The 12,177-nt window shown below is 63.5% G+C and carries 12 protein-coding genes; all 12 read right to left on the bottom strand.

The genetic code is table 11. The annotated features are described in order from the left end of the window. Nucleotides 1–14: 14 nt before the first annotated feature. Nucleotides 15–1,193, bottom strand: coding sequence for a lipid-A-disaccharide synthase (gene lpxB / locus ACZ0BA_RS06060; protein WP_463450424.1), 1,179 nt, complete (start codon nt 1,191–1,193; stop codon nt 15–17). After that, entirely contained in the window at nt 1,177–1,965 is a 789-nt protein-coding gene (gene lpxA / locus ACZ0BA_RS06055; RefSeq protein ID WP_463450423.1) for an acyl-ACP--UDP-N-acetylglucosamine O-acyltransferase, read from the bottom strand. Before lpxA ends, lpxB begins: the two co-directional genes overlap by 17 nt. 2 nt (nt 1,966–1,967) lie before the next feature. After that, nucleotides 1,968–2,477, bottom strand: a complete 510-nt coding sequence (fabZ, locus tag ACZ0BA_RS06050) for a 3-hydroxyacyl-ACP dehydratase FabZ (protein WP_090313858.1) — start codon at nt 2,475–2,477, stop codon at nt 1,968–1,970. 2 nt (nt 2,478–2,479) lie between these two features. After that, nucleotides 2,480–3,535, bottom strand: a complete 1,056-nt coding sequence (gene lpxD / locus ACZ0BA_RS06045) for a UDP-3-O-(3-hydroxymyristoyl)glucosamine N-acyltransferase (RefSeq protein ID WP_463450422.1) — start codon at nt 3,533–3,535, stop codon at nt 2,480–2,482. 23 nt (nt 3,536–3,558) lie between these two features. Then, nucleotides 3,559–4,083 (bottom strand): OmpH/Skp family outer membrane protein, encoded by a 525-nt coding sequence (locus ACZ0BA_RS06040; protein ID WP_090313863.1) that lies wholly within the window; start codon nt 4,081–4,083, stop codon nt 3,559–3,561. Nucleotides 4,084–4,136: 53 nt separating this feature from the next. After that, nucleotides 4,137–6,473, bottom strand: a complete 2,337-nt coding sequence (gene bamA, locus ACZ0BA_RS06035; protein ID WP_463450421.1) for an outer membrane protein assembly factor BamA — start codon at nt 6,471–6,473, stop codon at nt 4,137–4,139. Between the two features lie 34 nt (nt 6,474–6,507). Then, nucleotides 6,508–7,929: an RIP metalloprotease RseP gene (gene rseP / locus ACZ0BA_RS06030; RefSeq protein WP_463450420.1), complete on the bottom strand. Its 1,422-nt coding sequence runs from the start codon at nt 7,927–7,929 to the stop codon at nt 6,508–6,510. Then, nucleotides 7,926–9,107 carry a 1-deoxy-D-xylulose-5-phosphate reductoisomerase gene (ispC, locus tag ACZ0BA_RS06025; protein WP_463450419.1) on the bottom strand — a complete coding sequence of 394 codons (1,182 nt, stop codon included), beginning with the start codon at nt 9,105–9,107 and terminating at the stop codon, nt 7,926–7,928. The genes rseP and ispC overlap by 4 nt, the downstream gene beginning before the upstream one ends. 11 nt (nt 9,108–9,118) lie before the next feature. Continuing rightward, a complete protein-coding gene (locus ACZ0BA_RS06020; protein ID WP_463450418.1) occupies nt 9,119–9,955 on the bottom strand; it encodes a phosphatidate cytidylyltransferase in 837 nt (278 codons plus the stop codon). After that, entirely contained in the window at nt 9,955–10,707 is a 753-nt protein-coding gene (gene uppS, locus ACZ0BA_RS06015) for a polyprenyl diphosphate synthase (protein WP_463450417.1), read from the bottom strand. The genes ACZ0BA_RS06020 and uppS overlap by 1 nt, the downstream gene beginning before the upstream one ends. A gap of 125 nt (nt 10,708–10,832) precedes the next feature. After that, on the bottom strand, nt 10,833–11,393 hold the full coding sequence (gene frr / locus ACZ0BA_RS06010; protein ID WP_090313874.1) for a ribosome recycling factor: 561 nt from the start codon (nt 11,391–11,393) through the stop codon (nt 10,833–10,835). A gap of 58 nt (nt 11,394–11,451) precedes the next feature. Next, nucleotides 11,452–12,168: a UMP kinase gene (pyrH, locus tag ACZ0BA_RS06005; protein ID WP_463450416.1), complete on the bottom strand. Its 717-nt coding sequence runs from the start codon at nt 12,166–12,168 to the stop codon at nt 11,452–11,454. Between the last annotated feature and the right edge of the window lie 9 nt (nt 12,169–12,177).

Below are 12,177 nucleotides of genomic sequence, written 5' to 3'. Positions count from 1 at the left end.
TTGATTCTCTACTTCTACTTTGATATGACCTTGAGCACAGCCGCCGCGCTTTCCACCGCGCTGTTGCGCAGCAGGCTGTGATGCATGTCGCTGAAGCGCTGCACCAGCTTGAGACGGTGCGGCACGTCGCTCAGTTGCTTCCACATGGCGTCGGCCAGTCCCTGCGGGCTGGCGTCGTTTTGCAGCATCTCCGGCACCAAAAACTCGCGCGCCAGGATGTTCGGCAATCCTATCCACGGCTGGTAGCCGAAGTGGCGCAGGATCTGGTACTCGGCCGCCATCATTTTATACGCGATCACCATCGGCTTCTTGAACAGCGCCACCTCCAGCGACGCCGTCCCCGACGCCACCAGCACCGCGTCGGCCGCCGCGATGGCGGTATGCGACTGGCCGTCGAGCAGCTGGACTTCCACGTCCTGCAGGCCGGCCTGCGCCACCAGTTCGAGGAAATACTGGCGTTGGCGCTCGCCCGCCATCGGCGCGACAAAGCGCAACGAGCGGTCGCGCTGCTTGAGCAGTTTGGCCGCGCCGATAAACGCCGCCGTGTTGTACTTCAGCTCAGACATGCGGCTGCCCGGCATGATCGCCACCACGTTGGCGTCTTCCGGCAGGCCGAGGACGCGGCGCGCGGCCGCTTCGTCCGGCGCCATCGGTATCAGCTCGGCCAGCGGGTGGCCGACATAGCTGACCGGCACCCCCGCCTTGCGGTAGATCTCCTCCTCGAACGGGAAGACCACCAGCATGTGCGACACCGCCTTGACGATTTTCTTGATGCGGCCACCGCGCCATGCCCAGATCTGCGGCCCGATGTAGTGGATGGTCGGTATACCCGCATCCTTGAGCTGCATCTCCAGGCCCAGGTTAAAGCCAGGGTAGTCGGCGCCGATAAAGGCGGCCGGCCGCTCGGCCAACAGGCGGTCGCGCAATTCGTTCTGGATGCGTTTGATTTCCGGATAGCGCGGGATCACGGCCAGCAGGCCGCGCACGGTCAGCTTGTCCATCGAATAATGCGATTCGAAGCCCTGCGCGATCATATGCTCGCCACCGATGCCGTGGAAGCGCGCGTCCGGCAGATGCGGACGCAGTCCCGATAGCAGGCGCGCGGCCAGCACGTCGCCCGAAGGCTCGCCGGCGACGACCGCCAGCGACACGGGCGATCGCTCCGGCAGGTTCATATCAGCGGACGATGCCACGGCTGGCGATGCCGAGGAATTCGCGCATCGAGCGAATCTGCTCGGCGGCGGCAGGCGTCGCCTGCTCCTCTGCCAGCAGCGCGGCCTTGGCTTCTTCAAGCGTCAGGCCGGAGCGGTAAATCAGCTTATACGCGGTGCGGATACCGTTGATCTGCTCGCGCGTGAAACCGCGCCGCTTCAGACCCTCGATATTGACGCCGTGCGCCTGCGCCGGGTTACCGTTCAACAGCACGAATGGCGGCACATCCTGCGTCAGCGAGGTGCTCATGCCGACAAAGGCATGGGCGCCGATCTTGCAGAACTGGTGCACGTTGGCGAAGCCGCTCATGATCACCCAGTCGCCGATTTCTACGTGGCCGGCGATCTGCGCGTTGTTCGAAAAAATCGTGTTGCTGCCGACCTGGCAGTCGTGCGCCAGGTGCACGTAGGCCGAAATCCAGTTGTCGTGGCCGAGCGAAGTCACGCCCTTGTCCTGCACCGTGCCGGTGTTGAAGGTACAGAACTCGCGGATCGTGTTGCGGTCGCCGATGGTCAGCCGGGTCGGTTCGCCCGACCACTTCTTGTCCTGCGGGGCGGCGCCGATCGACGAAAACTGGAAAAACTTGTTATCGCAACCGATGCTGGTGTGACCTTCGATGACCACATGCGGACCGACGACGGTCCCCGAACCGATTTGCACGTTCGGCCCGATGACCGAGTACGGACCGACCTCGACGCTGCTGTCGAGTTCCGCTTTCGGGTCGACAATGGCGGTGGCGTGAATCTTCGACATGCTTACTTCCCCATCGGCTGGCTGGCGTCGACGGCGCTGCGGATGGTGCACATCAGTTCCGCCTCGAGCGCGAGCTGGCCGTCGACGGTGCCTACGGCCTTGTACTTCCAGATGCCGCGCGCGTGGCGCAGGATCTCGACGTTCATCACCAGCTGGTCGCCCGGTTCGACCGGACGCTTGAAGCGCGCGTTGTCGATGCCGACGAAGTACACCACCGAGTTCTCGTCCGGCTTGACGCCGATCGACAGGAACGACAGGATGGCCGCCGTTTGCGCCATCGCCTCGATCATCAGCACGCCCGGCATGACCGGCTTGTGCGGGAAGTGGCCGTTGAAGAATTCCTCGTTGACGGTGACGTTCTTGATCGCCGTGATGCGCTTGTTGGCCTCCCAATCCAGCACGCGGTCGACCAGCAGCATCGGATAACGATGCGGCAGGTACTGTTTGATCGCGTGAATATCCAGGCACTTCTTGGTGCAGGACGATTCGGTGGTTTCCGGAGTGGTGGTCATAATTATTTCTCTTCTTGATTCGTCAGTGTTTTAATTGTTTTTTCCAGCGCGCGCACCTTGTCGCGCATGGCCGACAGATTGCGCACGATGACGGCCGACTTTTCCCATTCGGCCGGCCGCGACATCGGGTAGTAGCCGATGTAGGTGCCGGGCTCCGTGAGCGAGCGCGGTATCATCGTCGACGGGCCGACATTCACGTGGTCGGCGATGGTGATATGGCCGTTGATCATGGCGGCGCCGCCGAAGGTGCAGTACTTTCCGACCGTGGTGCTGCCGGCCATGCCGACGCAGCCGGCCATCGCCGTATGTGCGCCGATGTGGCAGTTGTGGGCGATCTGGATCAGGTTATCGAGCTTGACGCCGTCCTCGATTACCGTGTCGGCCAAGGCGCCGCGGTCGACCGTGGTATTGGCGCCGATGTCGACGTCGTCGCCGATCATCACGCGTCCGGTCTGCGGAATCTTGATGTAGACGCCCTTCTCGTTGGCGAAGCCGAATCCGTCGGTTCCGATGACGGCGCCCGAGTGGATGATGCCGCGCGCGCCGATCTGGCAGTAGGCGTGGAAGGTGACGTTGGCGAAGAAGTGCGTGCCCTCGCCGATCACCGCTTCGCGCCCGATGTAGCAGCCGGCGTCGATGACGGCGTTCTCGCCGATCACGGCGCCAGCCTCCACCACCACCTTCGGTCCGATATGGGCCGAAGCGGCGACTTGCGCGCCCTCGCCGATGAAGGCGGTCGGATGGATGCCGGCCGGCGGCACGAAGGCCGTCAGCGAGTAGAAATACTGCGCCGCCTTGGCGAAGTAGACATACGGGTTGGGGGTGACGATGCGCGCGCCGGTGTAGCCGGCGGCGATGAATTCGTCATCGGCGGGCGAGACGATCAACGCCGCCGCCGCCGTCTGCAGCGCCTGGGCGCGCAGTTTGGTGTTGCTCAGAAAGCTGATGTGCGAAACGCCGGCGTCTGTCAATGGCGCGATCCCGGTCACTTCCAGGTTCGCGTCACCCATCAACTGACCGCCGAAGCGTTCGACCAATTCTCCCAGTCGAGTGCCCATCGGTGTATCCAATCTTGTGTGATTTATTTGTCTTTATCGAGCGCCGCCAGCACCTTGTCGGTGATGTCGATGCGGGGGCTCGCCCATACCGCGTCCTGCAGCACGATGTCGAAGCCTTCGACATTGGCCATCTGGCGGATGATCTTGGTGGCGCGGTCAGAGATGGCCTGGCGCTCCTCGTTGGTGCGCTGGCTCAGATCCTCGCGGAACTCGCGCTGGCGGCGCTGGTATTCCTTATCGAGTTCGAACACGTCGCGCTGGCGCTTGACGCGGTCGGCCTCGGACAGCGCCGGCGCTTCCTTCTCCAGCTTGTCGGACGCCGTCTTCAGGCGCCCGGCCATCTCCTGCATGGCTTTTTCGCGGCTCTTGAACTCTTCCTGCAGCTTCTCGCTGGCCAGCTTGGCCAGCTTGGACTCGTTGTAGATACGCTCGGGGCTGAGCCACGCGATGCGCGAGGCCGAGGTCTGGGCCTGCACCGGCGCCAATGCACTCCAGCCCAGTGCAAGCACGGCGAGATATTTGGTCAGATTAGCGGATGCAGTCTTCAACTTGTTTCTCCGAGGTAAATATTGGTGCGGTACGTCGTTCAAACGTGCCCGCATCAGAAGCCGCTACCCATCTGGAACTGGAAGCGTTCCAGGCGGTCGCCTTCCTTGGCGTTCAAAGGCTTAGCATAACTCAACTTGAGCGGACCGACCGGCGAAATCCAGCTGATACCCAGACCGGCGGAATAACGCAGCTGCTGCAGGCGCATCTTCTCGCCTTCCTGGTACACCTGGCCGCCGTCGACGAAGCCGAACCAGCGCAAACTGCGATCCTGCCCCGAACCCGGGAACGGCATCTGCAGCTCGGCGTTACCGATCAGGCGCGAGGCGCCGCCCAGCGCATCGCCGTAACGCGGATCGACCGCGCCCAGCGAGGAGCTCAGGTAACCGCGCACCGAACCGATACCGCCGCCGTAGAAGTTTTTAAACACCGGATACGAACTGTCGCGCAAGCCGCGGCCGTAATCGATCTCGCCCTTCAGCGCCAGGGTCACCTTCGAGAACAGCGGCTTGTACCACTGCTGCTCGTAGACCGCGCGGTAGTACTTCTGCTGGCCGATGATGTCCAGTTCCAGGTTGGCGCGCTGGTAGCGGCCGACCGTCGGCGTCAGCGCCGAGTCGCGGCTGTCGCGCGCCCACGCCATCGTCAGCGGTACGGCGTTGGTCTTGGCGCTGCCGATGCCGCTCTGGATGCCGGTAATGTCCCGCACATACTGCTGGAAGCGGGTCGGCGAAGTGGCGTCGGTCTCGATGTTCGAGCGTTCCAGGCCGATGCCGAAGAACACGGTGTCGACTTCGGAGAACGGCACGCCGTAGCTGACGCGTCCACCCTGCTGTTTAATCGTGTAGTAACCGGTGTTGAGCGCCGGCGGTTTTTGCGTACGCAGATAAATCTCGTACGAACGCGAGACGCCATCGTCGGTGTAATACGGGTCGGTCTGCGAGAACGAGATCGTGCGGCTGTACTTGGACGTGTTCAGTTCCATGCCGACGGTAGTGCCCGAGCCGGCGAAGTTGGCCTGCTGGATCGCCGCCTGGAAGGTGAACCGCTCCGACTGCGAGAACGCGCCGCCGATCTGGAAGTTACCGGTCGGCTTTTCGACCACGGTCAGGTTGACGTCGACCTGGTCGGACGTGCCCTGCGCTTCCGGCGTGTCCACGGTGACGTCCTTGAAGTAGCCCAGACGGTCGACGCGGTCGCGCGACAGCTTGATCTTGTTGGCGTCGTACCATGACGATTCGAACTGGCGGAACTCGCGGCGTATCACTTCGTCGCGCGAGGTGGTGTTGCCGGCGATGTTCATGTGGCGCACGTAGGCGCGCTTGCCCGGATCGATGAAGAAGGTGAACGCCACTTCGCGCTTGTCGCGGTTGATGTCCGGATTGGCGTTGACGTTGGCGAAAGCGTAGCCGAAGGTGCCGAGGCGGTCGGAAATGAGCTTGTTGGTCGCGGTCAGGCGCGCGCCGGAATAGGTTTCGCCGTTGCGCAGCAGGACCAGCGAACGCAGTTCTTCTTCGCGGCCGAAGGTCTCGCCCTCGAACTTGATGCCGGAGACAGTGTACTTCTCGCCTTCGGTGATGTTGATCGTGATGTAGATGTCCTTCTTGTCCGGCGTGATCGACACCTGCGTCGAATCGATGTTCATCTCGATGTAGCCGCGATCGAGGTAGAAGGACTTGAGCGACTCGATGTCGCCGGTCAGTTTGGTCTTGGAATACTGGTCGGCCTTGGTGTACCAGCTGAACCAGCCGCCGGTGTTGAGGGCCAGCTGCTCCTTGATCTCTTTATCCGAGAACACCTTGTTGCCGACGATGTTGATCTGCTTGATCTTGGCGACATCGCCCTCGTCGACCGCGAACGTGATGTTGACGCGGTTACGCTCGATCGGCGTGACGGTGGTGACGATCTTGACGCCGTACAGGCCGTGCGACAGGTACTGGCGCTTCAATTCCTGCTCGGCGCGGTCGACCGACGCCTTGTCGAAAATCTTGGCCTCGCCGACGCCGATGTCCTTCAGCGCCTTGACCAGCGTGTCTTTTTCAAATTCCTTGGTGCCGGTGAACTCCACCTTGGAGATGGCCGGGCGCTCCTCGACCAGCACCACCAGCACCTGGCCGTCGGCTTCCAGCTTGACGTCCTTGAAGAAACCGGTGGCGTACAGCGCCTTGATGGCGGTGACGCTCTTGTCGTCGTTGAAGGTCTCGCCCACCCGCACCGGCAGGTAGCTGAACACCGTACCGGCCTCCGTACGCTGAATACCTTCGACGCGGATGTCCTTGATGACGAACGGTTCGATCGCCATGGCACGCCCGGCGCACAGCGCCAGGACGGCGGCGCCGATCAGGCTGCGGCGTAAAGAAGGTGAAGTAATACGGTCAGAATATAATTTCATTGGGGTTATTCAATGGCTAAATCAACGAACTACTTTATAAAAGCCGGGCGACGTCGTTAAATACCGCCAACAGCATTAACGTCATCAGCAAACCGATGCCAACTCGCTGTGCAATCTCATTAAAACGTTCCGGCACAGGACGCCCAGTTAAAACTTCCAGCGAATAATACAGCAAATGCCCCCCATCTAGAACCGGAATCGGTAGCAAATTCATTACCCCTAAACTGATGCTGATGAAGGCGATAAAGCTTAAATAACTGACCACGCCCATGCGCGCGGTCTGGCCGGCGTAGTCGGCGATCGTGATGGGGCCGGTAACGTTCTTGAGCGAGACCTCGCCGACGATCATCTTGCCGATCATCTTCAACGTCATCGTACAAGTGTCCCAGACGCGGGCGACCGCCTTGCTTACCGCCTCGAGCGGGGACGATGGCACGACGATCATATCCGGCTGCAAAGCGACGTAAGCGCTGATCTTACCGACTGTTACAGTTCCTTTGCCGCTTTTTGCCTGCTCGGCCTGGGGCGTCATCGCCAGCGTGACCGGCTGGCCGGCGCGGCGTACCACCACATCGACCGTCTTGCCGGCCGACGCGCGGATGATGTCGATGAAGGCGATGCCGTCTGCCACCGGCGTGCCGCCGACCGACAGCAGCAGGTCGTCGACCCGCAAACCCGCGCGCTCGGCCGGACCGCCGGGCAGCACCTGCTGCACCACCGGCGCCGGACGCGCCACGCCGAGGCCCAGTTTGCCCAGCACGTCGCCTTCGAGGTCGAGCGCGGCCAGCACCTCGGCCGGCAGCACGAAGTGCATGCGGCCCTCGCCCGGACGTTCGACCGTCAGGCGCGCTTCTTTCTTGTCGATGGCCGACTGCATCAGGCTCCAGCGCAGCTCGGACCACACGGCCACCGGCTGCTCGTTGACGGCGGTGACCAGGTCGCCGCTGCGCAGGCCGGCGCGCCAGGCCGGCGTGGCGGCGCCGGCTGCCGGGGCGGGTGCGGATGCCGACGCCGCGTCGGCGACAACGTCGGCCGTCTCGCTGGCGTGCACGCTGATCTTGCTGACCGGCTCCTCGACGCCATACATATACAGGCCCGCGAACAGCACGATCGCGATCAGGAAATTGGCCAGCGGGCCGGCGGCGACAATGGCGATGCGCTTCCACACGTTCTGGCGCGTGAACTCGCGTTTCAGGTCGGCGTCGGGCAAGTGGGCCAGGTCGCCTTCGCGGGCGTCGAGCATCTTGACGTAGCCGCCCAGCGGCAGCGCCGACACGGCCCATTCGGTCTGGTCGGGGCCGAAACGGCGCGACCACACGACCTTGCCCATGCCGACCGAGAAACGCAGCACCTTGACGCCGCACCAGCGCGCCACCAGATAATGACCCAACTCGTGGAAGACGATCAGGGAGCCGAGGCAGACGACAAACGCCAGCACCGTTTGCAGGAAGTTCATTTTGCCAGCCCGGCGATGATGGTTTCAGCGGCGTCGCGCGCCAGCGCGTCCTGCGCCATGACCGCTTCGATGCTGTCGGCGGCGCCGTGCGGCAGCGCGTTCACCACCTGCGCGATCACGCGGTCGATCTGGCGGAAGCCGATCTTCAGGTCCAGGAAGGCCTGCACGGCGATCTCGTTGGCCGCGTTCAGCAGCGCCGGCGCGGTGCCGCCGGCGCGCAAGGCGTCGAAAGCCAGCGCCAGGCACGGGAAGCGGGCGTAGTCGGGACGCTCGAACTGCAACGTGGCGATCTGCGTCAGGTCAAGCTGGGCGACGCCGGAATCGATGCGCTCCGGGTAGGCCAGCGCGTGGGCGATCGGCGTACGCATGTCCGGATTGCCCAACTGCGCCAGCACCGAGCCGTCGACATACGACACCATCGAATGAATCACCGACTGCGGATGGATGACGACCTCGATCTGGTCGGCCGGGGCGCCAAACAGCCAGTGCGCCTCGATCACTTCCAGGCCCTTGTTCATCATCGTGGCCGAGTCGACCGAAATCTTGCGGCCCATCGACCAGTTGGGATGCTTGCAGGCCTGTTCCGGCGTGACGGCGTCGAGCGTCTCGACCGCGCGCGTCAGGAACGGCCCGCCGGAAGCGGTCAGCAGGATCTTGGCGACGCCGCTGCCGCCGGGCCGGCGGCCGTACGACGACGGCAGGCACTGGAATATCGCGTTGTGCTCGCTGTCGATCGGCAGCAGCACCGCGCCCGCTTCGGCGGCGGCGTCGATGAACAACTGGCCGGACATGACCAGCGCTTCCTTGTTCGCCAGCAGCACTTTCTTGCCGGCGCGGGCGGCGGCCAGGGTCGGCGCCAGGCCGGCGGCGCCGACGATGGCCGCCATGACACTGTCGACCTCGGGCGCGCTGGCGATGGCGCACAATGCCGCCTCGCCATATTCGACCTCGGTGTTGACGCCGGCCGCGCGCAGCAGCGCGGTCAGGCGTTGGGCGGCGTCCGCCGTGCCGACCACGGCGCGGACCGGACGAAACTGGATGCACTGCGCGGCCAGTTCGTCGACGCGGCTGTGCGCCGACAGCGCGTAGACCGCATAGCGCTCGGGATGGCGGGCCAGCACGTCCAAGGTGGACACGCCGATCGAACCGGTGGCGCCAAGGATGGTGATGCGTTGCATAGGGATGTCTTTCAGAGCCAGGCGGTCAGCAACGCGGCCAGCGGCAGCACGGGTATCAGCGCGTCGACACGGTCGAGCACGCCCCCGTGGCCCGGCAGCAGGTTGCTGCTGTCCTTGATGGCGGCGCGGCGTTTGAGTTGGGATTCGAACAGGTCGCCGATGACGGAGGCGGCCACGATGACCAGCAGCGCGAGCAGGGTCAGCGCCCAGCCGAAGCGCGCCTGCAGGCGCACGGCAAAGGTGTCCTGCAGCCATGGCGCAGAGCCGGCAACAACGATGGTCAGCGTAGCGATCGCCAGCACGGCGATGCCGCCGCCGATGGCGCCCTCCCACGATTTACCGGGGGAGATGGTCGGCGCCAGCTTGCGCTTGCCGAAGGCCTTGCCGGAAAAATAGGCGCCGATGTCGGCAATCCACACCAGGGCCAGCACCGACAGCAGGTACACCGGCGACTTCAGGTACAGGCCGACGATGGCGAAGAAGCAGGCGAAAATGGCAAAACTGAAGGTGATGGCCATCGACCAGTTGGCCGCGCCCTTGAGCGGCGGCAGCCCCAAGCCCAGCGTTGGAGCGTAACGAATCAGCCACAGCAGCGCGGCCACGCCGTACAGCGCGGTGACGGCGCCCGGCTTGGCGCTGTACATCAGCAGCACGAACAGGCCGCAGCTGACCACGCCGGTGACCTGGGCGGCCGTGGGCGACAGCCCGAACAGGCGGGCGCCCTCCCACATCGCGGCGCCGACAAACAACGTGACGACCACGGCAAAGGCGGGGAAATAATTGAAGAACAGGACCGGCAGCAACACCGCCAGCAAGAGCACCGCGGTAATAATCCGTGTTTTCAGCATTAGTTTTTCTTTTCCGCCAGTTGCGCGCCGGTGCGGCCGAAACGGCGCTCGCGGTGCTGGTAGGAGGCGATCGCCTCGTCAAGGCATTCGATGGAGAAATCGGGCCAGTAAATGTCGGTGAAGAACAGTTCGGTGTAAGCCTGCTGCCACAGCAAGAAATTGGAAATGCGCTGTTCGCCGCCGGTGCGGATGAACAGGTCCGGCTCGGGCGCGTACGCCATCGCCAGGTGCGGCGCCAGTTGTTCCTCGGTGAAGTTGCCGGCGCCCGGATGGGCGGCCACCATCTTGCCGACCGCTTGCATGATGTCCCAGCGCCCGCCGTAGTTGGCGCACACGGTGACGGTCATGCGGGTGTTGTTGGCGGTCTTGCGCTCGGCGCTGGCGATCATGCCTTGCAGCTTGGCGTCAAAGCGGCTCAGGTCGCCGACGACTTTCAAGCGGATATTGTTGGCGTGCAGCTTGGAGACTTCGCGGTCGAGCGCCGTCACGAACAGGCGCATCAGCAGCGACACTTCCTCCTCCGGCCGGCGCCAGTTTTCGGAGCTGAAGGCGAACAGCGTCAGGTATTCCACGCCGCGACGGGCGCACGCCTCGACCACGGTGCGCACCGCCTCGACGCCCTTGACGTGGCCGGCCACGCGCGGCAGAAAGCGCTTGGTCGCCCAGCGGCCATTGCCATCCATAATGATCGCCACGTGACGCGGCACATTCGGGGCTTCCGGAACCTCGGTAGTCGAACTCGTATATTTCATGAAAACTTTGGTGCCAAAGTATAAAGTATTGCAGGTGTGACGCGAAAAAACAAGACGCCGTGAAAGCGGACGCCGCCCGGACGCGTCGAAGCGGCCGGGCGGCGGGCGGTCAGGCCGCGCTGAACTTAAACCGTCAGCACTTCTTTTTCTTTTTCGACAACCATCTTGTCGATGTCGGCGATGAACTTGTCGGTCAGCTTTTGCACGTCGTCGGAGGCGCGGCGCTCGTCATCTTCCGAGATTGCCTTGTCCTTGACCAGCTTTTTCAGCGATTCATTGCCATCGCGGCGGATGTTGCGCACGGCGATCTTGGCGTCCTCGGCTTCGCTCTTGACCAGCTTGACCATCTCCTTGCGGCGCTCTTCGGTCAGCGGCGGGGTCGGCACGCGGATCATGTCGCCCTGCGACGACGGGTTCAGGCCCAGGTCGGCGTCGCGGATGGCTTTTTCGATGGTCGAGGCCATTTTCTTTTCGAACGGCTGCACGCCGATGGTGCGCGCATCCATCAGGGTGACGTTGGCCACCTGGGTCAACGCGGTCGGCGAACCGTAGTACTCGACCATCACGTGGTCGAGGATGCCGGTGTGGGCGCGGCCGGTGCGCACCTTGGCCAGATCGGCGCGCAAGGTTTCCAGCGATTTGGTCATGCGTTCTTGCGCATTCTTTTTAACGTCAGCTACGGACATTGCTGCTCTCCTGTGATCGGATATTGAATATGGTGATACTGCTAACTAAATAACAGCGTTAAACGTGGACCAGTGTACCCTCATCCTCGCCCATGATGACGCGTGCGAGCGCGCCCGGCTTGGTGATGGAGAACACTTTGATCGGCAATTTCTGGTCGCGGCACAGCGCGAAGGCGGTCGCGTCCATCACTTGCAGGTGCTTGGCGATCGCCTCGTCGAAGGTGATGGTCTGGTACAGCGTGGCGTTCGGGTCCTTCTTCGGATCGGCGGTGTACACGCCGTCGACCTTGGTGGCCTTCAGCACGATCTCGGCGCTGATCTCGGAACCGCGCAGCGCGGCGGCCGTGTCGGTGGTGAAGAACGGGTTGCCGGTGCCGGCCGCGAACACCACGACCTTGCCCTCTTCCAGGTACTGCAGTGCCTTCGGGCGCACGTACGGCTCGACCACCTGCTCGATGCCGATGGCCGACATCACGCGCGCGGTGATGCCGACATGGCGCATGGCGTCGGCCAGGGCCAGCGCGTTCATGACGGTGGCCAGCATGCCCATGTAGTCGGCGGTGGCGCGGTCCATGCCTTGGGCGCCGGGTGCGACGCCGCGGAAGATGTTGCCACCGCCAATGACGATCGCCAGTTCCACGCCCATTTTCGCGACCTCGGCCACATCGGCGACCATCCGTTCGATCGTGCCGCGGTTGATGCCGTAAGGATCATCGCCCATCAGGGCTTCGCCGGACAGTTTAAGGAGGACGCGCTTGTAGGCTGGTTTGGACATGAGACGGGG

This window comes from Duganella sp. AC917 (assembly GCF_979258245.1).
Note: the sequence above shows the minus strand (reverse complement) of the source record. Positions and strands in the feature narration are given on the sequence as shown.

What these genes read in the sequence shown, in the direction of transcription:
- fabZ (WP_090313858.1), bottom strand. Translation starts at nt 2,477, where the DNA reads ATGACCACCACTCCGGAAACCACCGAATCGTCCTGCACCAAGAAGTGC.
- ispC (WP_463450419.1), bottom strand. Translation starts at nt 9,107, where the DNA reads ATGCAACGCATCACCATCCTTGGCGCCACCGGTTCGATCGGCGTGTCC.
- pyrH (WP_463450416.1), bottom strand. Translation starts at nt 12,168, where the DNA reads ATGTCCAAACCAGCCTACAAGCGCGTCCTCCTTAAACTGTCCGGCGAA.
- lpxD (WP_463450422.1), bottom strand. Translation starts at nt 3,535, where the DNA reads ATGGGCACTCGACTGGGAGAATTGGTCGAACGCTTCGGCGGTCAGTTG.
- rseP (WP_463450420.1), bottom strand. Translation starts at nt 7,929, where the DNA reads ATGAACTTCCTGCAAACGGTGCTGGCGTTTGTCGTCTGCCTCGGCTCC.
- lpxA (WP_463450423.1), bottom strand. Translation starts at nt 1,965, where the DNA reads ATGTCGAAGATTCACGCCACCGCCATTGTCGACCCGAAAGCGGAACTC.
- bamA (WP_463450421.1), bottom strand. Translation starts at nt 6,473, where the DNA reads ATGAAATTATATTCTGACCGTATTACTTCACCTTCTTTACGCCGCAGC.
- ACZ0BA_RS06020 (WP_463450418.1), bottom strand. Translation starts at nt 9,955, where the DNA reads ATGCTGAAAACACGGATTATTACCGCGGTGCTCTTGCTGGCGGTGTTG.
- frr (WP_090313874.1), bottom strand. Translation starts at nt 11,393, where the DNA reads ATGTCCGTAGCTGACGTTAAAAAGAATGCGCAAGAACGCATGACCAAA.
- uppS (WP_463450417.1), bottom strand. Translation starts at nt 10,707, where the DNA reads ATGAAATATACGAGTTCGACTACCGAGGTTCCGGAAGCCCCGAATGTG.